This is a genomic window from Streptomyces sp. NPDC007205, assembly GCF_040634095.1.
Taxonomy (GTDB): domain Bacteria; phylum Actinomycetota; class Actinomycetes; order Streptomycetales; family Streptomycetaceae; genus Streptomyces.
This window is the reverse complement of sequence record NZ_JBEYEW010000020.1, coordinates 71,431-92,061: the sequence shown is the minus strand read 5'-3', so window position 1 is coordinate 92,061 and position 20,631 is coordinate 71,431. Positions and strand designations below refer to the sequence as shown.

Genomic DNA, 20,631 nt, shown 5'->3' with positions numbered 1-20,631 from the left:
GTGCCGGCCGCGCGAGGCGTCGTCGGAGCCCAGCGTAAGGAGCACCGCCGTGAGCACCACCCACCAGACCCGGACCGGCGCGACCCTCGACGTCGACCGCAGCGACGCCGCCTACCGTGACTGGCTGAAAGAAGCCGTCCGCAAGGTCCAGGCCGACGCCAACCGCTCGGCGGACACCCACCTGCTGCGCTTCCCGCTCCCCGAGCACTGGGGCATCGACCTCTACCTGAAGGACGAGTCGACGCACCCCACCGGCAGCCTCAAGCACCGCCTCGCCCGCTCCCTCTTCCTCTACGGTCTCTGCAATGGCTGGATCCGTCCCGGCCGGCCGGTCATCGAGGCCTCCAGCGGCTCGACCGCCGTCTCCGAGGCCTACTTCGCGAAGCTGATCGGCGTGCCCTTCATCGCGGTCATGCCGCGCACGACCAGCGCCGAGAAGATCCGCCTGATCGAGTTCCATGGCGGCCAGTGCCACTTCGTGGACGACTCCCGCAAGATGTACGAGGAGTCCGCCCGCCTCGCGGTGGAGACCGGCGGCCACTACATGGACCAGTTCACCTACGCCGAGCGGGCCACCGACTGGCGCGGGAACAACAACATCGCCGAATCCATCTTCCGTCAGCTGGAGTTGGAGCGGTTCCCGGAGCCGGCGTGGATCGTCGCCACGGCCGGCACCGGCGGCACCTCCGCGACCCTCGCCCGCTACGTCCACTACATGCAGTACGACACCCGCATCTGCGTCGCCGACCCGGACAACTCCTGCTTCTTCGAGGGCTGGACCACCGGCGATCCGGACGTCACCTGCGACTGCGGCTCCCGGATCGAGGGCATCGGCCGCCCGCGCATGGAGCCGAGCTTCGTGCCCGGCGCGATCGACCGGATGATGAAGGTCCCGGACGCGGCCAGCGTCGCCGCCGTACGTGCCCTGGAGCGGGCCATCGGCCGCAAGGCGGGCGGCTCCACGGGCACCGGGCTGTGGAGCGCGCTGAAGATCGTCTCCGAGATGGTGGCCGAGGGCCGCCGGGGCAGTGTCGTCACCCTGCTGTGCGACCCGGGCGACCGCTACCTCGACAAGTACTACTCCGACGCCTGGCTCGCGGAGCAGGGCCTGGACATCACGCCGTACACGGCGGCGATCGAGACCCTGCTGACGACGGGGGTGTGGCCGGACTGAGCCGGCGGACGGGGGGGTCAGCCGAGGCGCCGGTCCAGCTTCGCGACCGCACCGCGGAAGGCGCGGCCCACCCCCGGGCGGGCGAGAGTCCACAGCAGGCGGAACGCCGCCGTACCGTCGAGCGCGAAGGTCATCTGCACCCGGGTCCCGCTGCCGGCCGGGGCAAGTCGCCACTCCTCGACCCAGGCGCGCGCTCCCGGCATGTTCGTCACGTCGACGCGATAGGCGTAGAGCTCCGGCGCCCTGGCCACGACCACCGACTCCTCGAAGCGGCCGCCGCCGCGCAGCCGCACCTGACGACCGCCACCCGCCGACCGTACGGAAGCCACCCCGGGAAACCATTCCGACCAGCCGGCCGGGTCCTCGGCCAGCGACCGGAAGACCGCTTCCGGGGCTGCGGCGATCTGCCGGGCGAACACCAGGCGAACCGGGGCAGCCTCGACAAAGTCGGCACCGACCGGACGCAGAGCATGAGCCATGGCGCGAAACCCCCTCGTGAAGTCCCTTGAAAAAACGGGGTGTTGCACCGCCAGGCTAACTGGCACGCCGTCAGATGTCGTCGGCGTTCCAGTCGTCCGCGTCCGTCTCGCCCGCCACCAGCAGCCGCGGAAGGTGCTCCGAGATCTCCGCACGGGCCTCGGTCGGCAGCCCCGCGTCGGTGACGAGCGTGTCCACCTGCCCCAGCGTGGCGAAGGAACTCAGGCCCACCGTCCCCCACTTGGTGTGGTCGGCGACCACCACGACCCGGCGCGCCGAGTGCACCAGCCGCCGGTTCGTCTCCGCCTCCGCGAGGTTCGGTGTGGACAGACCGGCCTCCACCGATATGCCGTGCACGCCGAGGAACAGCAGATCGAAGTGGAGGGCCGCGATCGCCTGGTCCGCGACCGGCCCGACCAGCGAGTCCGACGGGGTCCGCACGCCGCCGGTGAGCACCACCGTGGCCGCGCCCTGCCGCTGGCCCGAGGTGCGCTGCGCCGCGTGGAAGACGTCCGCGACCCGCACCGAGTTCGTCACCACGGTCAGATCGGGCACCTCCAGCAGGTGCTGCGCGAGCGCGTACGTCGTCGTACCACCGGACAGGGCGATCGCCGTTCCCGGGGTGACCAGCTTGGCGGCGGCCCGCGCGATGTCCTCCTTGGCGGTCAGCTCCAGACCCGACTTGGCCTCGAAGCCCGGCTCGTGGGTGCTCGCCTCGACCACGGGCACCGCGCCGCCGTGCACCTTCTCCAGCACCCCCTGACGGGCGAGGGCGTCCAGGTCACGGCGCACGGTCATGTCCGACACGCCGAGCTTGCGGGTCAGTTCGTTGACCCGCACACCGCCCCGGCGCCGGACCTCGTCCAGGATCAGGGCGCGGCGCTGCTCCGCGAGGAGGTTCTGATTCTCACTCACGTACGCTCCGGTCCTTTCGCCGCCATCCGTCCGACACGCCCGGCGCACCGCCCCCGACCAGGAGGTTCGATCCGGCCGGAGATGCGCGGGCGTCCCATCCTTTCACGGCTCGGTACGGGTTGCGCCACCTTCTGTCACCACCCACATGTGCCACGTCTGCCACATGTGCCACGGTGGTCCCCGCCGCCGTCACCCGGATCGGGGAGATTCCGTGACGAGTGGTGCACGCCGCCGTCGCAGCCGGGATCCTGAAGCCCGCATCGGCACAGGCCTTCGGGCGCGTCACGGGGGTGCGAGAACAGTGGACCGTGCACAGGAACGCACCAGCGGGCAGCACACGGACGGGGCGGCGACGCCGGAGGCCGAGCTGAAGCTGCTGGTGCACGGGGTGGGCGGGACCACCCCCGAGCAGATGCTCGGCGACCCGCGTACCGTCCGGATCACCGGCGACGACACGGCCGCCGTCTTCCGGCGCGCCGAGGACGCGGCGGCGGGGGGAGGACCCCGGGATGAGCCCGTCCAGGAGGCGTACGTCTGGTGCAACCTCACCTCCGGCGACCGCAGCCGCGCCCTGTGGCTGGTCCTGCTGCCGTTCATGGTGGTCAACCTCGCCCACTGGATGCGCCCCGCCGCAGCCGGCCGGCACCGCACGGTCCGCCTGTACGGCCTCCTGGTGCGGCTGGCCGCCCTCACCCTGACCGTGCTGCTGGTGGCCGCCGTCTGTGAGGTGGCCCTGGACCTGGTGGCCTGGCAGTGCGCCGGCGTCCATGACTGCGTCCGACGCCACTCCTGGCTGACCTTCCTCGCCCCTCATGCGTCCGCGGCCTTCGGCGGACACGCCGGCTGGTGGAGCCTGCCCGGCCGCCGGCTCGCCCTTGCCGCGCTGGTGCCGGCCGCGCTGACCGGCCTGCTCTGGTACCTCTCGCACCGCACCTGGAGCGCGTACGAGTCCCACCAGCCGCTGTCCGACGACCGAGAACCGGACACCGACGCCAGCGCGCTGGCCATGCCCGGCTTCTGGTACGGGCGCCGCCTCGTGGCCCGGCTGCGCGCCGCGCACACCGCGGCGGCTCTGCTGACCGTCGCCGCCGCCCTGGCGACCCCGGCGGCCCGCTTCGACCACCGGCCAGGCGGCCCCGCCGTCCTGGAGGCCGTGAGCCGGCTGCTCACCGCGGCCCTGCTGGCCTGGGCGGCGGTGGTGGTGGGCGTGGTCTGCCGCCGGGGCCGCAGCGAGATGCGCCTCGATCAGCAGGCCGACCGGCACCTCGTACGCCTCCTGCCGCTGGGCGCGCTCACCCTGCTGCTGCTCACGGCCGGCTACGCCGGCTGGGCCCGCCCCGGCTGGCGGTCCACCGGACGGCTGGCGGGCGACCCGGCCTTCGGCGCCCTGATGCTGGTCCAGGGGTTGCTGGTCGTCGCGCTCGCCGTGGTGGCCCGCTGCCTGTACCGGCGCACTCCCGATCCTCGCGCCGGGATGCGCGGCCTCGGCGGACCGGCCGTCGCGCTGCTCGCCTGCGCACTGGGCGGTGTGATGTCCGGCGGGCTCGCGCAGCGCGTCGCGGACTGGCTGGACGGCACCCGCGCCCTGCTCCCCGGCCCGCCCCTCCTGCTGACCTGGCAGGCGTCCACGATCCCGCCGGTGCTCGCGGTCCTTCTGCTCCTCGCCGCCGGGCTGGGGGCGCACACCGCCCGGCTGTCCCGCGCCGAACGCGACCGCATCCGCCACGAGCACCCCGGCGAACCCGAAGACCCGGGCCGTACCCGCGCCATCGCCCATGTCCGCGCGATGGCCACCCTCACCGACCGGGCACCCCTCGTCGTCGCGGTGCTCACCGCCACCACCCTGCTGCTCGGCGGTGTGGCGCTGGCCGGCGCGCTGACCACACGCACGACGCCCGACGGAGCGGCTCGCCGCACCTACGACGCCCTCCAGGCCGGCGCCGAGATCTCGCAGGCGCTGGGCTCCTGGCTGATCGGACTCGGTTTCGTCCTCTTGGTGACCTGGGGAAGGCGCGCCTACAAGGACGCCTCGGCACGGCGCACGATCGGCATCCTGTGGGACGTCGGCACCTTCTGGCCACGGGCCGCGCATCCCTTCGCACCGCCCTGCTACGCCGAGCGCGCGGTGCCGGACCTGACCTGGCGCATGGCGAGCTGGACGCGTCGCACCGGAGGCCGTCTGGTCCTGTCCGGTCACTCCCAGGGCAGCGTCCTGGCCGCGGCCGCCGCCTGGCAGCTGCCCCCGTCCGTGCGCGGCCGGATCGCGCTGCTGACCTACGGCTCCCCGCTGGAGCGCCTGTACGGCCGTTGGTTCCCGGCCCACTTCGGACCGCCCGCGCTCGCCGCCCTGCACCGCGACGTCGCCTGCTGGAGCAACCTCTACCGCCGTACCGACCCCATCGGCGGCCCCGCCCGTGTCCCCGACGACGCGACCCCAGAGGTCGACCACGCCCCTCTGCGGGACCCGCTCGCCTACGGCCGCACGCCCGAGCACCCTCTCCCGGCGCCCATCCTCGGTCACTCCGACTACCAGGCGGACCCGGCCTTCGCCCGCGCACGGGCCCGCCTGCTGAGCCGGCTGCGCCCGGAGCTGCCGGGCCCGCGCCCCGAGCCGCCGGCCCCGCGGTGAGACCCGGCCGGGCCGTGTGCTCGACGTACCCGGTCAGGGCAGCTCCGGCAGGTCCTCCGCGAACAGCAGGGTCAGGTCGTCGGTGCTGGGGTCGTCCAGCTGGGCGACACGGCCCGCGTGCCGTTCCACCATCGCCTCGAAGGTCTGCCGGGCGGTACGGCCGTTGCCGAACGCCGGGCCTTTCGGGATGGCCGTGAAGTACGTCAGCAGCGCCTCGGACGCGCCCGGCGCCAGCCGGTACTCGTGCTCGTCGGCCTGCTGCTCCACGATCCTGAGCAGCTCCTCGGGGCCGTAGTCGCCGAAGGTGATGGTGCGGGAGAAGCGGGAGGCCACTCCGGGGTTGACGGACAGGAAGCGCTGCATCTCCGCCGTGTAGCCGGCGACGATCACCACCACCGCGTCCCGGTGGTCCTCCATCAGCTTCACGAGCGTGTCGATGGCCTCCTTGCCGAAGTCACGTCCCCCGTCCTCCGGGGACAGCGCATACGCCTCGTCGACGAACAGCACACCGCCGCGGGCCTTCTCGAACGCCTCCTGGGTGCGGATCGCCGTGGAGCCGATGTGCTCACCGACCAGGTCCACCCGGGACACCTCGACGAGATGGCCCTTCTCCAGCACGCCGAGCGAGGCCAGGATCTCGCCGTAGAGCCGGGCGACCGTCGTCTTGCCGGTGCCGGGGGAGCCGGTGAAGACCAGATGCCGCTTGACCGAGGCCGCCTTCAGGCCCGCCTGCTGCCGCCGCCGGCCCACCTCGATCATGTCGGTCAGCGCCCGCACCTCCCGCTTGACGCTCTCCAGGCCCACCAGCGCGTCCAGTTCCCCGAGCACGTCCTTCGAGGTCCGCACCGGCTCGTCCGGCGCGGCGGCGATCAGCGGCTCCTGCTCCGTGCTGCGCTGCCCGGGGATCGAACCGAGCAGCCCGGGGGAGTGCGACACCGTCTGTACGACGGTCTCCCGGGCCGGGGACCGCCGCAGACCGCCGCTCTCGTCGCTGGTGCAGTCCTCCACCACCGGACCCGTCCCGGACCCGGCGTCCGGGCCCGCGTCCGCGAACTCGTAGCCACCGCGCGCACAGCGCTCCGTGCGGCACCTGCGCAGCGTCGCACGACAGCCGTCGATCACATGGAAGCCGTAGCCGCCGCTGCCGCTGACCCGGCAGTTCAGAAAGCTTCCGCGACCGCCCGCGGAGATGTAGAACCCCGCCTCGGCGGGGGAGTCGACCGTGCAGCGTTCGATGGTCGGGTCGGCGCCCTTGGTGACGATCACACCGGTCTGGGTGCCGTCCAGGGTGCAGTTGTTCAGCGTGCCGCCGCTGCCGTGGTCGCGGAACCACGCTCCGGTCGCCGCGTCCCTGATCCGGCAGTCGTCCAGCTGCGCGGTGGCCCCGTCGCTCACCGACACCGCGGTGTTGCGCACCTGCGACAGGTCGCTGTCCACGACGTCCGCGCGCGAACCGCGGTCCAGCACGAACAGGGCGTCCGGCACGTCGTGCACCCGGCAGGAGTCGAGGACGGCGGTGGCGCCGTCGCTGACCCACACCGCGGGATAGTCCCCTGTGCTGTCGAAGATCTCGCACTGGTTGGCGTCCACCCGGGTGCCCGGGTCCCACACCGACAGGCCGTTGCGCCCGAACTGACGGACCGTCGTCCGGGTCAGCGTGAGCACCGAGCGGGAGCGCAGGTCGACCGCGTTCTCGGGAATGTCGTGGATGCGGCAGTCGGCGAGCGTGAGCACCGCGTCCGTGTCCAGGGTGACACCGTCGGCGGTGGTGCGGTGCACATCGCAGTCGGTCAGCTGCGCCGTCGCCCGCTGGGTGACCTGGACGCCGGAGCCGCGGACCTCGTAGATCTCGCAACCCACCGCCTCCAGCGACGAGTTCTCGCCCGTCGCGGTCAGCCCGGTCCCGGAGGCATGGTGCACCCGGCAGCGCTCCAGGCGTGGGCGGGCACCGCCCCGCACGGCCACCCCCGCCTGCCCCGCCGCGACGACCTCGCACTCCTCGAACACCCCGCTCGCGCCGTCGAGTACGGCGATGCCGATGCCGGCCGGGTTGTCGATCGTGCAGCGGCGCACGGTCGGGCGGGCGCCGCCGCGCACCTCGATACCCGCCGCGGACCGGGTGACGATCCGCACGTCCAGCAGCTCGGGCATGCCCTCCTCGACCAGCAGCGCGGGCGCCGCCGCGTCCTGCCCTTCCACATGCAGGTCCTGCACCACGGCCGAGGCGCACACGGTGAGCGGCACGCCGTCCGCCGGCGCGATCCGCACCGAGCCGGGGGACCCCTCCGGGCCACGGAGCGTCACGGCCCGCTGGATGACGAGGTTTTCCCGGTAGGTGCCCGGGGCGATGGTGAGGACGTCGCCGTCGGTGGCGGCCTCCAGGGCGGCGGCGAGCGAGGCGTACTCGCCCGTGCGGCGCCGCCACCGCGACGTACCGGTGTGCGTCACCTGGACCGTGCCCTGTGCCATGGCGTTGCTGTGCCCCCACCTCGTCGTACTGACGGCTCGCTGCCGCAGGGGCCGCGCCGTCGGTGCCGGGACCGCGACCGTGCTCAGCCCCTGGGGCTGGTGCGCGTTCGCGCTCCCGAAGGTGCGTGCCTGTGCGGTTCGCTCGTCCGCGGGTTGTCGCCGAAAGGGCTTCGGCCGGTCCACCGTAGCGCGTGCGTGCAGGGTGAGTTGACCAGAGCCGGAAGGCCGTCAGCTGCCGGTGCCCGCCTTGCCCCAGTCCGGGCCGGCCCGGTCCCAGGCCTGGTCCCAGCCTGCGTACCGGCTGCGGACCATGCGCCAGACGGTCAGCCGCCGGGCGGCTTCGACCAGGCCCGTGGCCAGCAGGGCCGCGCCGGTCCCGGCGAGCACCGCGTGTGTCGTCGCGGTGGGGGAGTCCAGCGGGCGGGTCGTTATTCGGCCCTGCGGGTCCGTCCAGAGCCTGAACCGGTCTCCCGTGCGCGGGGACTTGAGGTCCGCCAGCGCCGGGCCGTGCCGGTGGCTGCCGTCCGGTGCGGTCCAGTCCGCCAGAACACGGCGGTGGGTCTCCCGCGCCGGCGAGACGTCGGGGTCGGTCTCCCGCGGGACCTCGCCCAGGTCACGCACCACCGTGGCCGTGACGAGGTGGCGCGTGCGCTGCTGCTCGCGCACGGACCGCTGCAGCGAGTGCTGGGCGGCGGCGCCGACCAGCCATCCGGTCACGGGCGCGGCCACGGCGATCAGCACGAGCGCCATGAGAGCCACCCACGCCTCGGCCAGATCGGTCGTGCGGCACAGCGGATTGTGCCGCCAGCGCCACAGGCCACTGATCGCCCGCATGTCCCCACCCCCTTCCGCTCCGTCATAACCCCCGGCACGGGCACGCATCCACGGCCCGGTGCAAGAGAGAGCGACATCACGTCAGCCGCGGACGGTCCCGCACGCGGCCTCTCAGGAATCTTTCGTGTCCTCCCAACGACGGGGACCCGCCCCCGGTTCCCCGGCGTCGAGCCGAGACGGGTGCTACTCCAGCACCCGGACCGGGTCCCCGACCCTGATCGTGCCGGTCGAGAGGGGCACGAGGTTCTGGCCGAAGACCAGCCGTGCGCCGACCTTGCGATGGCGCGCCAGGGTGCGCAGGGGCTCCCGGCCGCGCACGGCGGTGTCCTGGTCGACGGTGGTGACGACACAGCGTCCGCTCGCCTTCGCGACCCGGAAGACCACGTCGCCGACCGATATCTGCGACCAGCTGTCCTCCGCCCAGGCCTCGGCGCCGGCGACGACGACGTTGGGCCGGAAGCGGTTCATCGGCAGCGGGCCCTCCTGGGCCTGGGCGCCCTCGGCCATCAGGGAGTTCAGGGCGTCGAGGGAGGCGGTCGTGGTGACCAGCAAGGGGTAGCCGTCGGCGAAGCTCACCGTCTCGCCGGGCAGGGCGTACTCGGGATCGACCGGGCGGCGGGTGGCCGGATCGTCCATGTGCACCAGGCGGACGTCCGTCCGCAGATAGGCGCTGCACCAGGTGTGTGCGGCCGAGGCTGCCGGAACCGCCTCGACCTTGGTGCCGAAGACGTTCACCGGCACGGTGCCGGCCGGCTCGGGCACCGACACCGTCAGCGGTGCGCGACCGGGCGCGGACAGACGAACGCCGCCGCCGGGCAGAAGCTCGGCGGCGGCCAGCGCGAGGCGCGGCTGTTCGCGCTGAGTGACGACCTTTCCCCCGTCGTCGATCAGTGTCCAGCGCCGGTCTCCGGTCAGGCCCCAGGGCTCCACCACAGCCTCCCGGGGTGCCTGACCCCGGAACGCCTTGACCGGATGGACGTGAATCGACTGCACCTCGGCGTTTTCCATGACGCCATCGTGCCAGGAGGCACCGACAGCGCCGGTGCGCCGGTCAGTAGCCGCGGTACTGCTGGTTGTTGTACGGGTCCTGGTAGGGGGCCGGCACGGGCCGCGGCGCGGCCGGGCGCATCGCCTCGTATCCCGTGCCCATCCCCACCGGGCGCTGCTGCTGAGGAGCCTGCGGACTGGGGTAGCCCCGTGGAGCGCTCGCCTGCTGCGGGATGTACGCCGTGGGTGCCTGCTGCAGCGGTGCGGGCTGCGGCATCTGCGGATAGCCGTAGGCGGGGGCCTGCGGGGAGGGAGCCGCCGGGAGGGCGGGGAGCGCCGACGGCAGAGCGGGCAGGCTGCTGCCCGTGTCGTAGGCGGCGGGGACCCGGATCGGGGCGATCTGCGGGGTGCCCCGCTCGGCCACGAGCGAGTCGTAGATCGGGGTGTCCGGGAAGGAGGCGGAGTAGTAGCCGCCACCATAAGTGGAGCGGGGGGAGGTCATGGCACATAAGTTAAGCCCACGATGTGCTCGTTGGGGAGACCGATAAGAGGGTTGTTTTCCGTGCCTGCAGTGACCGGGGATCCCCAATCCGAGCGAACTCGGCAAAAATGGACGTCGGCCGACGCTTTAATCGTGTAAAGGGCGAGCTCCTGCGGGGTTACCGCCAGTTGACCAGCGATCTTCCTGTGCCGGTCATGGGCGCCTGCCGTACCCGGGAATAGGTTGTCCGGGTACGGATCACCTGGACGACCCGGGGGTGCCCGGAAGCCGACACGGATGGGGGCGGACATGTCAATGCCGAAAGGGTCGAACACGCCGGTGCCGACCACGGCCCTGCGCGTCGAACTGGGCTGGCGCTCGGGACCCGGGGTGCCCGACGCGGACGCCTCCGCACTCCTGCTCGCCTCCGGAAAGGTCCGCTCCGACGCCGACTTCGTCTTCTACAACCAGCCCGCCCACCCCTCCGGCGCGGTGCGTCACGAGGAGAAGAGGACCACTGGCGCGGGCGTGGCGGACACCCTTTCTGTCGACCTCGCGCGCGTGGAGGGCACGATCGAGCGGATCGTTCTCGCCGCCTCCGCCGACGGCGGGACCTTCGGACAGGTCCCCGGCCTCTACATCGAGGTGACCGAGGCCGTGACCGGGCGGACGGTGGCCCGCTTCGACAGTCCGGGCGCGACCGTCGAGACGGCCTTCGTACTCGGCGAGTTCTACCGCCGCCAGGGCGCGTGGAAGTTCCGCGCCGTCGGCCAGGGCTACAGCAGCGGACTCGAAGGCCTGGCAACGGACTTCGGCATCACCGTGGACGAGCCCCAGCATGCCGCACCGCCCGCCGCGGCGGCCCCGGTCACACCGCCCCCGCCGCCCGCGGCGGCCCCGGCACCCCCGCCCGTGCCGCCGGCGCCCCTGGCCCCTCCCGCGGCTCCTTCGGCCCCCGCGCCCCAGCCGGTGCGCCTGTCCAAGGTCACCCTCACGAAGACAGCGCCGTCCGTCTCGCTCGCCAAGCAGGGCGGCACCTCCGGAGCCATGCGGGTGAACCTCAACTGGCAGATGGGCAAAGAACTTCCGGGCTGGGGCAGGTGGGGAGGCGGGCAGGGAGACATCGACCTCGACCTGTGCGCCCTGTACGAACTGGCCGACGGCCGCAAAGGTGTCGTCCAGGCCCTCGGCAACGCCTTCGGGTCGCTGCACCGGCCGCCGTACATCCACCTGGACGGCGACGACCGCACCGGCGCCGTGGCGAGCGGCGAGAACCTCAGCATCAACCTCGACCACGCCGGGGACTTCCGGCGCATCCTCGTCTTCGTCACCATCTATCAAGGCGCCGGCTCCTTCGCCGACCTGCACGCCACCGTCACCCTCCAGCCGCAGCACGGCGCCCCGATCGACTTCTCGCTCGACGAGTGCACCGTCCCCTCCACGGTGTGCGCGCTCGCCCTGATCACCAACACCGGCGGCGACCTCCTCGTACAGCGCGAGGCGCGGTACCTGGTGCCGGAGCGCGGCGTCAGCCCGCAGCGCACCATGGACCGCGCCTACGGCTGGGGGATGAACTGGACGCCCGGCCGCAAGTGACCGGGCTCAGCCCTCGTCGGGCACGGCGTCGGGACGCGCGTACGTGCGGCCCTTCCAGGCGGCCCCGCGCCCCCGGTAGTGCTGCACGGCCGAGTCGACCGTCATCAGCAGGTACAGCAGCGCGGTGAACGGCAGCAGCGGTGCCAGCCACCTCGGCTGCCGGTAGTAGCGCAGCATCGGCAGATACGTCCCCGCCATCACCGCCCACGCCACAGCGCCGGTGACGGCCGTCGGCGTGGCGCCGGCCGCCGCCCCCACGGCCACCGCGGCGGGCGGTACCAGGTAGACCAGCGCGAGCCCGGCGACCGTACCGAGGAGCAGCAGCGGGTTGTGGCGCAACTGGGCGTAGGCGCTGCGCGAGACCATCCGCCACAGGTCGTGCAGCCGCGGATACGGCCGCACACTGTCCACTCGGTCGGCCAGCCCCAGCCAGACGTGCCCTCCGGCGCCCTTCACCGCACGCGCGAGCGCCACGTCGTCGATGACGGCGTGCCGGATGGCCTCCGGGATGCGCGCCTTCTCCGCCATCCCGGTGCGCAGCAGGACACAGCCGCCCGCCGCCGCGGCCGTACGCGCGCCCTTCCGGCCGATCCACCGGAAGGGGTACAGCTGCGCGAAGAAGTACACGAACGCCGGGACCACCAGCCGCTCCCATACGCTCTCCACCCGCAGCCGCGCCATCTGCGACACGACGTCGAAGCCCCCGGCACGGGCCGCCGCCACCAGCGTGCGCAGGCTGTCCGGAGCGTGCGCGATGTCCGCGTCCGTCAGCAGCAGATACTCGGGGTCACGCGCGCGTGCCAGACCGATACCGTGCCGCACCGCCCACAGCTTGCCCGTCCAGCCCGCCGGTGGTTCGCCCGGCGACCCCACGGTCAGCGGCAGTCCTTCGCACCGCCGGGACAACTCGCGCGCCAGCTCCCCGGTGCCGTCGGTGCTCCCGTCGTCCACCAGGAAGACCTCGGCCCGGCCCGGATAGTCCTGCGTCAGCAGCGACGGCAGGCTCTCGGGCAGTACGGCGGCCTCGTCGCGGGCCGGTACCACCACACAGACGGACGGCCACGCGTCCGGTTCCCGGCGCGGCGGCAGCCGGACGTCCGTGCGCCAGAAGAAGCCCTGGCACAGCAGCAGCCAGCACCAGGCGGCCAGCGACACGGCGGTGATCCACAGCAGGGCGCTCACCCCCGCAGTCTGCCCCACCGGAGAGGGCCGCAAGGCCCGATCGTCTATCGTGGCCGGGTGAAGATCGCGCTCATGGACTCCGGAATCGGCCTGCTTCCCGCCGCCGCCGCGGTACGGCGGCTGCGGCCCGACGCGGATCTCGTGCTCTCCTGGGACCCCGACGGTATGCCCTGGGGACCACGCACTCCGGAGGACATCACACAGCGGGCCCTCGCCGTGGCCGGGGCCGCCGCCGCCCATGAGCCCGATGTCCTGATCGTCGCCTGCAACACCGCGTCCGTGCACTCGCTGCCCCAGATGCGGGCCCGCTTCGAACCGGACCTGCCGATCATCGGCACCGTGCCGGCGATCAAGCCGGCCGCGGCGGGCGGCGGCCATGTCGCGATCTGGGCCACCCCCGCCACCACGGGCAGCGCCTACCAGCGGAACCTGATCGAGCGGTTCGCCACCGGGGCGGCCGTCACCGAGGTGGCCTGCCCCGGCCTCGCGGACGCGGTGCACCACGCGGACGAGGCCGCGATCGAGGCCGCCATCGCTTCGGCCGCCGCGCGCACCCCCGAGGACGTGACCACCGTCGTCCTGGGCTGCACCAACTACGAGCTGGTCGGCGAGCGCATCCGGGCAGCCGTCCAGCGGCCCGGCCGCCCGCCGCTCATACTGCACGGCTCCGCCGGGGCGGTGGCCGCACAGGCCCTGCGCCGGATCGGAGCGGAACCGGACCCGGCCGCCGTCGCCGACACCAGCCTCACGGTGCTGCTCAGCGGACGCGAGGCCATGCTCCCGGACACGGCTCTGGCCTACGAGGAAGGCCGTTTCCTGCAGGCGGTCAGCCCCGTCCGCTGACGGCCGCACGACCGCAGACCCGGCCCGGGGCCGCCCTGGCCCACTCGGGTCAGTCACGCTCCGCCACGGCCTACCCGCGCAGCGAAACCTGAGTAACCTCATAAACATGAGGGACCACGTCCACGCCGACGACAGCCCGAACCCCGATGTGTGGACCGGGCGCGCCACCAACCGAGTCCAGTGGCTGCTGGCGCTGGTCGGCGCGGCCTGCATGGCGCTCGGCATCGAGCTGGCGGTGGACTCGGCATGGACCGCCGGAGTCGCCCCGCTGGTGATGTCCGTCGTGGGCTGCATCGCCGCCGGTCTGCTGGTCCTCTTCGGCACGCTCGCCTTCGTGCACGTCGACCTCAAGCTCGACAAGGAGTCCCTGGAGGTCCGCTGCGGCCACATAGGGCTGCCGCGCCGCCGCATCCCGCTCTCGCACGTGGCCGGTGCCGAGTTCACCGCCCTCGTCACGCCCAGGCACTGGGGGGGCTGGGGCTACCGGTGGCGGCCCGAGAAGGGCACCGCCGTCGTCGTACGCCGGGGCGAGGGCATCGTGCTGCGCCTGTGGGACGGCCACACCTTCACGATCACCGTGGACAACGCGGAGTCGGCGGTACAGGTCATCAGGGCCCGGCTGCGGACCACCGGCTCGGGTCCGGCCCGCTGAGGGCAAGACACCGCTCAGAGCCGGGGCTCCGTGCTGTCGCGCGGCCACGGCCGCGCCGTCGCCCAGCCGGCGAGCAGCCCCGCGCCCACGGTCACCGTGGTGAAGCTCAGCGCGTTGCTCACCGTGGCGCACACGGCCAGCGCCGTCAGCGCGGCGCCGGCGGTGAGAGCCACCGGGGTGGAGCGGGGAGAGCGCCAGAGCGCGTGCAGCACCCAGCAGAACGCGGCGGCGACCAGGAAGACCCCGACGAGCCCCTGTTCCGCCGCCAGCTGCAGCAGGGCGGAGTGCGGTTTGCCGTCGGCGGACGGCGTCTGCGACGCCGTGCCGCCCAGCTCACCGAGCCGTCCCGGACCGACCCCGAGCGCCGGGTTCCGGCCCGCCAGTCGCAGGGTGTCCTGCCACAGTGCCGTCCGGTTCCCGGTCAGCCGGCCCTCGGCCACCCCGGCGAGGCCGCCCGGCAGCACGTCCGAGGCGAGCGCCCAGGTCGCCCCGGCCACCAGCGCCGCCGCCACCGCCAGACCCAGCAGGCACCCCCCACGGCGGGACACCGAGCCCGCGGCGAGCGAACACAGCAGCACGGCCGCACTCGCCACGCAGCCGGCCTCCGACCCCAGCACCGCGCCGGCCGGCACGATCCCGGCGGCCAGCACCCGCAGCGGCAGTCGCAGCCCCGGTACGGATGTCGACCAGGCGGCACAGCACGCGGCTCCGGTGGCCAGCGCAAGCAGGGCGGCCGTGCCGCCGGCGTGTCCGAGCGGTGCGGCGTACCGGGGACCGGCGGAGAGGCCGGGCAGGGCCACGGCCAGCGCGAGTCCGGCCACCGCGCCGGCGCAGGGCGCGGCCACCGGCAGCAGCGCCCCGGAGACCCGGCCGGCGGCGTGACCGGCGGCCACGGCGAGCACCGCGAGCAGGACGCCCTCGGGCCGTCCGTCGTGGGCCGCCGCAGTGATCAGCGACCATGCGGCGCAGGCGCCGAGCAGGATCATCCCCGTGCCGTCAGAAACGTTTCGTCTGTCGTCGGCCGCGTCCCCGTCCACCCCGGCCACGGGCCTCGTCTCCGTCGCCCCCACTGCCGCCCCTCGCCCCCGTCCCCGACCTTGTCTCCGGCCACGGCCGGGCACGGCGCCGGTTCCGGCCGCACTGCCGAGGCTGGGCACACCGTAGCGGCTGACGACCGGTTTGTGGACGAGATGCGACGGAAGGGTTCTTTCCGCTCCGGTGCCCGCCGCCGTACCTCGCTGTCGACGGCACAGCCCCCGCCGTACACTCACCCGGGTGACCGTCACCGCAACCTCCGTGGACCAGCAGGACCAACTCCAGCCGTCCTCCGCCTCCGGCGTACGCGGCGGCCGGCTGCTGCGCCTGGTCCCGGCCGTCGTCTCCGCGCTCTGCGGACTGCTGCTCTACGTCAGCTTCCCGCCGCGACCCCTGTGGTGGCTGGCGCTGCCCGCCTTCGCCGGTTTCGGCTGGGTGCTGCGCGGCCGCGGCTGGAAGGCGGCCCTCGGCCTCGGCTACCTCTTCGGACTCGGCTTCCTGCTGCCGCTGCTGGTGTGGACCGGCGTGGAGGTCGGTCCCGGTCCCTGGCTGGCCCTCGTCGCCATCGAGGCGGCCTTCATCGCGTTGGTCGGTGTCGGTGTCGCCGCCGTCTCCAGGCTGCCCGCCTGGCCGGTGTGGGCGGCCGCCGTCTGGATCGCGGGCGAGGCGGTACGCGCGCGTGCGCCCTTCCGGGGCTTCCCCTGGGGCAAGATCGCGTTCGGGCAGGCGGACGGCGTCTTCCTGCCGCTCGCCGCGGTGGGCGGCACGCCCGTGCTCGGCTTCGCGGTCGTGCTCTGCGGATTCGGCCTGTACGAGGCCGGCCGGCTGATCGCCGGGCGGCGCCGGACGCATGCCGTGCGGCGCGGGGCCGCTGCCGCCGCGCTGCTGAGCGTGGCCGTCCCGGTGGCGGGCGCGGTCGCCGCCCGGCCGCTGGTGAGCGACAAGGCCGAGGACGGCACCAGGACCGTCGCGGTCATCCAGGGCAACGTGCCGCGCTCGGGACTGGAGTTCAGCGCCCAGCGGCGAGCCGTCCTGGACTACCACGTACGCGAGACGCTCAAGCTCGCCGCCGACATCAAGGCGGGGAAGGTCCCGAAGCCCGACTACGTGCTGTGGCCGGAGAACTCCTCCGACATCGATCCCTACACCAATCCCGACGCGGCCGCCGTCATCGAGGGCGCGGCACAGGCGGTCGGAGTGCCCGTCTCGGTCGGCGGCGTCGTCGAGAAGGACGGCAAACAGCTCAACGAGCAGATCCTGTGGGACCCGGTCAAGGGGCCGACGCAGACCTACGACAAGCGGCAGATCCAGCCGTTCGGCGAGTACCTCCCGCTGCGCGGGCTCGTCGGCGCGATCAACAAGAACTGGACCAGCATGGTCCGGAAGGACTTCAACCGGGGCGGCACGCCGGGCGTGTTCGACATCGACGGCGCCAAGGTGGGCCTCGCCACCTGCTACGAGGCCGCGTTCGACTGGGCCGTGCGGGACACCGTGACGCACGGCGCGGAGATGATCTCCGTGCCGAGCAACAACGCGACCTTCGACCGCAGCGAGATGACCTACCAGCAGCTCGCCATGTCCCGGATCCGTGCCGTCGAGCACAGCCGCACGGTGACCGTGCCGGTGACCAGCGGCGTGAGCGCGATCATCATGCCGGACGGCAGGATCACCCAGAAGACCGGCATGTTCGTGCCCGGCCATCTCGTGCAGAAGGTGCCGCTGCGCACGTCGAAGACCCCGGCGACCGAGCTGGGCATCCTTCCGGAGATCGCCCTGGTGCTGGTCGCGGCGGGCGGGATCGGCTGGGCGATCGGGTCGGGGCTGCGCCGTCGGCGTGCGGCTGACGTGTAGCCCTGCGACCGGCACGCGCCGGCGGCATGGGGATGTACGACCGGCATCCGTCCTGCGAAACGGTGCGCAGGCTCCGGCATCCGTCCTGCGAAACGGTGCGCAGGCTCCCTGGACTGCCGGGGGAGCGCGCGCCCGGCCGGTTAGGGTCGGGCCCATGGCTACTCCTGACTTCATCCGCACGCTCCGGGCCTCCGCCGGCCGGCAGCTGCTCTGGCTCCCCGGGATCACCGCCGTCGTCTTCGACGACGAGGGCAGGGTGCTCCTGGGCCGGCGGTCCGACACGCGCAAGTGGTCGTTGATCGGCGGCATCCCGGAGCCGGGCGAGCAGCCCGCGGCCTGTGCCGTGCGGGAGGTCTTCGAGGAGACGGCGGTGCACTGCGTGGCCGAGCGGGTGGTCCTCGTCCAGGCCCTGGATCCGGTCACCTACCCCAACGGCGACCAGTGTCAGTACATGGACATCACCATCCGCTGCCGGGCCGTGGGGGGCGAGGCCCGGGTCAACGACGACGAGTCACTGGACGTGGGCTGGTTCGAGGTGGACGCGCTGCCCGATCTCCAGGAGTTCGGCCGCTTCCGGATCAAGCAGGCCATGTCCGAGGCACCCACATGGTTCGACCCTACGACTGCGGGCTGAACTATGGGTGGCCACCATATGTGGTGACGGATGGGTCCCGCTTAGGGTCGGCACATGACCTCGTCCAGCCCTCCGCCCGGCCTTCGCCCGCAGCCCCTCGCCCTCGACCTCGGCGGCCGCACCGCCCTCGTCACCGGTGCCGCCGGCGGCATCGGCCGGGCCTGTGCCCTGCGGCTCGCCGCCGCCGGTGCGCAGGTGCGGGCCGTCGACCGGGACGAGACCGGCCTGGCCGAGCTCGCCCAGCAGGCGGAACGGACCGGTGACCTCGCGGGGACCGTCGTACCGCATGTCGTGGACCTCACCGACCTCGACGCCGCCGAACGCGCCGCCGCCGGCACCGACGTGCTGGTCAACAACGCCGGGCTGCAACTGGTGCGCCCGCTCGAGGAGTTCCCGCCCGAGGTCTTCCACACCGTGCTGACCGTGATGCTGGAGGCGCCGTTCCGCCTCATCCGCGGTGCCCTGCCGCACATGTACGCACAGGGCTGGGGCCGGATCGTCAATGTGTCCTCCGTCCATGGGCTGCGCGCCTCCGCTTTCAAGTCCGCCTATGTGGCCGCCAAACACGGTCTTGAGGGCCTGTCGAAGACGGCCGCCCTGGAAGGCGCCGCCCATGGGGTGACATCGAACTGTGTGAACCCTGCCTATGTGCGCACACCCCTGGTGGAGAAGCAGATCGCCGACCAGGCGCAGGCGCACGGCATCCCCGAGGAGCGGGTGCTGTCCGAGGTCCTGCTGAAGGACAGTGCGGTACGGCGGCTCATCGAACCGGAGGAGGTCGCCGAGGCGGTGGCCTACCTGTGCAGCCCGCAGGCGTCCTTCGTCACCGGCACCTCGCTGGTGCTCGACGGCGGATGGACGGCCCACTGAAGGGCCCGGCGGCGCCCGGCCGGGGAGTTTTCCACAGGCCCGACGGGCCGGGCGGCGGATGCGGAATCCTGTGACCATGTCCCGCGATCACGTTCAGTCGGCACCCAGCGGCAGCGCCGAGGCCGCGTACCTCGCGCTGCTGGCCCGCGACGCCTCCCCGGAGGCCTACGAGCAGCCGGTGCTGCTCGCCCGTGCCGAGGGCAGACCGGCCGACCGGATCGCCGAGCTGGAACAGGCCAAGCGGCTCGCCCTGCGCGTGCGGGCCGAGCTGGAGGGACGCCGACGGCGCGAGGCGGAGCTGTCCGCGCTGTTCGAGACCGCCCACGACCTCGCGGGCCTGCGCGATCTGGACGCCGTCCTGCAGGCCATCGTGCAGCGCGCCCGCTCCCTGCTCGGCACGGACGTCGCCTACCTCACCCTGAACGACCCGGCGCGCGGCGACACCTACATGCGGGTCACGGAGGGCTCCGTCTCCGCCCGCTTCCAGCAGCTGCGCCTCGGCATGGGCGAGGGGCTCGGCGGACTGGTCGCCCAGACCACCCGGCCGTACGTCACGGACGACTACTTCAAGGACGCCCGCTTCCAGCACACCCTCACCATCGACGCCGGCGTCCGCGACGAGGGCCTGGTCGCCATCCTCGGCGTCCCCCTCATGCCCGGCCCGCACGTCATCGGCGTCCTCTTCGCCGCCGACCGCAGGGAACGCGTCTTCGAACGCGCCCAGATCGCCCTGCTCGGCTCCTTCGCCGCGCTCGCCGCAGCCGCGATCGACACCGCCCATCTGCTCACCGAGACCCGCGCGGCCCTGGCCGGCCTGGAGCGCGCCAACGAGATCATCCGGGACCGCAGCGCGGTCATCGAGCGGGCCTCCGACGTGCACGACCGGCTCGCCGAACTCGTCCTGCGCGGCGGCGGGGTGCACGACGTGGCCGCCGCCGTCTCCCAAGTCCTCGACAGCACCGTCGAGTTCACCGAGGCCGCCGCGGCACCGGCGAAGGCACTGGAGGCGTCCTGTGCCGAGGGGCACGCCGTACGACACGGCAGCGACTGGATCGCCGCCGTCGCCGCAGGCGGCGAACTCCTCGGCGCGCTGGCCCTGCGCGGGCACCCCGGCCTCGACCCCGTCGACCAGCGCACCCTTGAGCGCGCGGCGATGGTCACCTCGCTGCTTCTGCTCGCCCGCCGTTCGGCGGCCGAGGCCGAACAGCGCGTGCGCGGCGAGCTGCTGGACGACCTGCTGGAGGCGCGCGACCGGGATCCGCGCCTGCTGCGTGAACGCGCCGCCCGGCTGGACGCAGACCTGGACGCCACCCATGTCGTGCTCGCCGCCCGCCTCGACGGCCCGGCGGCCGACGCCGACGAGGAGGCCGCGGCCCGCCGTCGCCTGTGGTCGGCCGCCTCCCACCTCGCCGCGACCCGGCAGGGCCTGGCCGCGGCACGCGACGGCGGCACCGTCCTGCTGCTGCCGCTCACCGCCGGCGTCACCGCCACGGAGCTGGCCCGCCGCACGGCCGGGCAACTGGGCACGGCGGTCCACCAACCCGTCACGGTCGGCGCCTCGGCCCCGGTCACCGACCTCACCGCCCGCCCCGAGACCGTCGCCGCCGCCTACGCCGAGGGCCGTCGCTGTCTGGAGGCACTGCACCTGCTGGGCCGGGCCGGGGACGGTGCGGCGGCCGAGGACTTCGGCTTCCTCGGTCTGCTCCTGGCAGGCGACCGGGACGTCTCCGGCTTCGTCGACCGCACCGTCGGCCCGGTCGTGTCCTACGACGAGCGCCGGGGTACGGAACTGCTGCGCACCCTGGACGCGTACTTCGCCTGCGGGATGAGCCCGGCCCGCACCAAGGACGCCTTGCACGTCCATGTGAACACGGTCGCCCAGCGGCTGGAGCGGGTGGGCCGGCTGCTGGGGGAGGACTGGCAGACCCCGGCCCGCGCCCTTGAGATCCAACTGGCCCTGAGGCTGCACCGGTTGGCGGCTCCGGACAGACGCTGACCCCCC

General features: G+C 73.3%; 17 protein-coding genes. 9 read left to right on the top strand and 8 right to left on the bottom strand.

Translation table 11 applies throughout. The annotated features are described in order from the left end of the window. Positions 1 to 49: 49 nt before the first annotated feature. Positions 50 to 1,174 (top strand): PLP-dependent cysteine synthase family protein, encoded by a 1,125-nt coding sequence (locus ABZ624_RS28330; RefSeq protein ID WP_360094759.1) that lies wholly within the window; start codon positions 50 to 52, stop codon positions 1,172 to 1,174. 17 nt (positions 1,175 to 1,191) lie between these two features. On the opposite strand, the gene ABZ624_RS28325 is transcribed toward ABZ624_RS28330, so the two are convergent. Next, positions 1,192 to 1,653, bottom strand: coding sequence for an SRPBCC family protein (locus ABZ624_RS28325; protein ID WP_360094756.1), 462 nt, complete (start codon positions 1,651 to 1,653; stop codon positions 1,192 to 1,194). Positions 1,654 to 1,723: 70 nt separating this feature from the next. Further along, on the bottom strand, positions 1,724 to 2,566 hold the full coding sequence (locus ABZ624_RS28320) for a DeoR/GlpR family DNA-binding transcription regulator (RefSeq protein WP_360094753.1): 843 nt from the start codon (positions 2,564 to 2,566) through the stop codon (positions 1,724 to 1,726). Between the two features lie 367 nt (positions 2,567 to 2,933). Here ABZ624_RS28320 and ABZ624_RS28315 point away from each other — a divergent pair, with 367 nt between their 5' ends. After that, positions 2,934 to 5,195 (top strand): hypothetical protein, encoded by a 2,262-nt coding sequence (locus tag ABZ624_RS28315; RefSeq protein ID WP_360094909.1) that lies wholly within the window; start codon positions 2,934 to 2,936, stop codon positions 5,193 to 5,195. 33 nt (positions 5,196 to 5,228) lie between these two features. Here the strand turns inward: ABZ624_RS28315 and ABZ624_RS28310 are convergent, their stop codons facing one another. From ABZ624_RS28310 to ABZ624_RS28295, 4 genes are all read right to left on the bottom strand, one after another. Next, complete coding sequence (locus ABZ624_RS28310) at positions 5,229 to 7,664, bottom strand: right-handed parallel beta-helix repeat-containing protein (protein ID WP_360094750.1); 2,436 nt, start codon at positions 7,662 to 7,664, stop codon at positions 5,229 to 5,231. 228 nt (positions 7,665 to 7,892) lie between these two features. Continuing rightward, a complete protein-coding gene (locus ABZ624_RS28305) occupies positions 7,893 to 8,498 on the bottom strand; it encodes a hypothetical protein (protein ID WP_360094747.1) in 606 nt (201 codons plus the stop codon). A 183-nt stretch (positions 8,499 to 8,681) separates the two neighbouring features. Continuing rightward, positions 8,682 to 9,506, bottom strand: coding sequence for an MOSC N-terminal beta barrel domain-containing protein (locus ABZ624_RS28300; protein ID WP_360094744.1), 825 nt, complete (start codon positions 9,504 to 9,506; stop codon positions 8,682 to 8,684). Between the two features lie 43 nt (positions 9,507 to 9,549). Next, positions 9,550 to 9,987 (bottom strand): DUF6643 family protein, encoded by a 438-nt coding sequence (locus ABZ624_RS28295; protein ID WP_360094741.1) that lies wholly within the window; start codon positions 9,985 to 9,987, stop codon positions 9,550 to 9,552. Between the two features lie 276 nt (positions 9,988 to 10,263). Between ABZ624_RS28295 and ABZ624_RS28290 the strand changes: the two genes are divergently transcribed. Next, on the top strand, positions 10,264 to 11,562 hold the full coding sequence (locus tag ABZ624_RS28290) for a TerD family protein (RefSeq protein WP_360094738.1): 1,299 nt from the start codon (positions 10,264 to 10,266) through the stop codon (positions 11,560 to 11,562). A gap of 6 nt (positions 11,563 to 11,568) precedes the next feature. Here ABZ624_RS28290 and ABZ624_RS28285 read toward each other — a convergent pair whose 3' ends face one another. Then, the gene (locus ABZ624_RS28285) at positions 11,569 to 12,762 is read right to left on the bottom strand and encodes a glycosyltransferase (protein WP_360094735.1); all 1,194 of its coding nucleotides are present in this window, start codon (positions 12,760 to 12,762) and stop codon (positions 11,569 to 11,571) included. A gap of 39 nt (positions 12,763 to 12,801) precedes the next feature. Between ABZ624_RS28285 and ABZ624_RS28280 the strand changes: the two genes are divergently transcribed. Both ABZ624_RS28280 and ABZ624_RS28275 read left to right on the top strand, forming a co-directional pair. Continuing rightward, positions 12,802 to 13,587, top strand: a complete 786-nt coding sequence (locus ABZ624_RS28280) for an aspartate/glutamate racemase family protein (RefSeq protein WP_360094732.1) — start codon at positions 12,802 to 12,804, stop codon at positions 13,585 to 13,587. Between the two features lie 106 nt (positions 13,588 to 13,693). After that, positions 13,694 to 14,239: a hypothetical protein gene (locus ABZ624_RS28275; RefSeq protein ID WP_360094729.1), complete on the top strand. Its 546-nt coding sequence runs from the start codon at positions 13,694 to 13,696 to the stop codon at positions 14,237 to 14,239. 14 nt (positions 14,240 to 14,253) lie between these two features. Here ABZ624_RS28275 and ABZ624_RS28270 read toward each other — a convergent pair whose 3' ends face one another. Beyond that, positions 14,254 to 15,225 (bottom strand): O-antigen ligase family protein, encoded by a 972-nt coding sequence (locus ABZ624_RS28270; RefSeq protein ID WP_360094906.1) that lies wholly within the window; start codon positions 15,223 to 15,225, stop codon positions 14,254 to 14,256. Positions 15,226 to 15,514: 289 nt separating this feature from the next. Between ABZ624_RS28270 and lnt the strand changes: the two genes are divergently transcribed. The 4 genes from lnt to ABZ624_RS28250 all read left to right on the top strand — a co-directional run bounded on the left by lnt (position 15,515) and on the right by ABZ624_RS28250 (position 20,625). Then, positions 15,515 to 17,125 carry an apolipoprotein N-acyltransferase gene (gene lnt, locus ABZ624_RS28265; protein ID WP_360094726.1) on the top strand — a complete coding sequence of 537 codons (1,611 nt, stop codon included), beginning with the start codon at positions 15,515 to 15,517 and terminating at the stop codon, positions 17,123 to 17,125. A gap of 154 nt (positions 17,126 to 17,279) precedes the next feature. Beyond that, positions 17,280 to 17,759, top strand: a complete 480-nt coding sequence (locus ABZ624_RS28260; protein WP_360094723.1) for an NUDIX domain-containing protein — start codon at positions 17,280 to 17,282, stop codon at positions 17,757 to 17,759. A gap of 54 nt (positions 17,760 to 17,813) precedes the next feature. Next, on the top strand, positions 17,814 to 18,629 hold the full coding sequence (locus tag ABZ624_RS28255) for a 3-hydroxybutyrate dehydrogenase (RefSeq protein WP_360094720.1): 816 nt from the start codon (positions 17,814 to 17,816) through the stop codon (positions 18,627 to 18,629). A 76-nt stretch (positions 18,630 to 18,705) separates the two neighbouring features. Then, complete coding sequence (locus ABZ624_RS28250; RefSeq protein WP_360094717.1) at positions 18,706 to 20,625, top strand: helix-turn-helix domain-containing protein; 1,920 nt, start codon at positions 18,706 to 18,708, stop codon at positions 20,623 to 20,625. Positions 20,626 to 20,631 lie beyond the last annotated feature (6 nt).

Bases quoted from the DNA above. Each gene is read 5' to 3' on its own strand.
- ABZ624_RS28325 (WP_360094756.1), bottom strand. From the start codon at position 1,653: ATGGCTCATGCTCTGCGTCCGGTCGGTGCCGACTTTGTCGAGGCTGCC.
- ABZ624_RS28310 (WP_360094750.1), bottom strand. From the start codon at position 7,664: ATGGCACAGGGCACGGTCCAGGTGACGCACACCGGTACGTCGCGGTGG.
- ABZ624_RS28305 (WP_360094747.1), bottom strand. From the start codon at position 8,498: ATGCGGGCGATCAGTGGCCTGTGGCGCTGGCGGCACAATCCGCTGTGC.
- ABZ624_RS28300 (WP_360094744.1), bottom strand. From the start codon at position 9,506: ATGGAAAACGCCGAGGTGCAGTCGATTCACGTCCATCCGGTCAAGGCG.
- ABZ624_RS28295 (WP_360094741.1), bottom strand. From the start codon at position 9,987: ATGACCTCCCCCCGCTCCACTTATGGTGGCGGCTACTACTCCGCCTCC.
- ABZ624_RS28290 (WP_360094738.1), top strand. From the start codon at position 10,264: ATGGGGGCGGACATGTCAATGCCGAAAGGGTCGAACACGCCGGTGCCG.
- ABZ624_RS28275 (WP_360094729.1), top strand. From the start codon at position 13,694: ATGAGGGACCACGTCCACGCCGACGACAGCCCGAACCCCGATGTGTGG.
- ABZ624_RS28270 (WP_360094906.1), bottom strand. From the start codon at position 15,225: ATGATCCTGCTCGGCGCCTGCGCCGCATGGTCGCTGATCACTGCGGCG.
- ABZ624_RS28260 (WP_360094723.1), top strand. From the start codon at position 17,280: ATGGCTACTCCTGACTTCATCCGCACGCTCCGGGCCTCCGCCGGCCGG.
- ABZ624_RS28255 (WP_360094720.1), top strand. From the start codon at position 17,814: ATGACCTCGTCCAGCCCTCCGCCCGGCCTTCGCCCGCAGCCCCTCGCC.
- ABZ624_RS28250 (WP_360094717.1), top strand. From the start codon at position 18,706: ATGTCCCGCGATCACGTTCAGTCGGCACCCAGCGGCAGCGCCGAGGCC.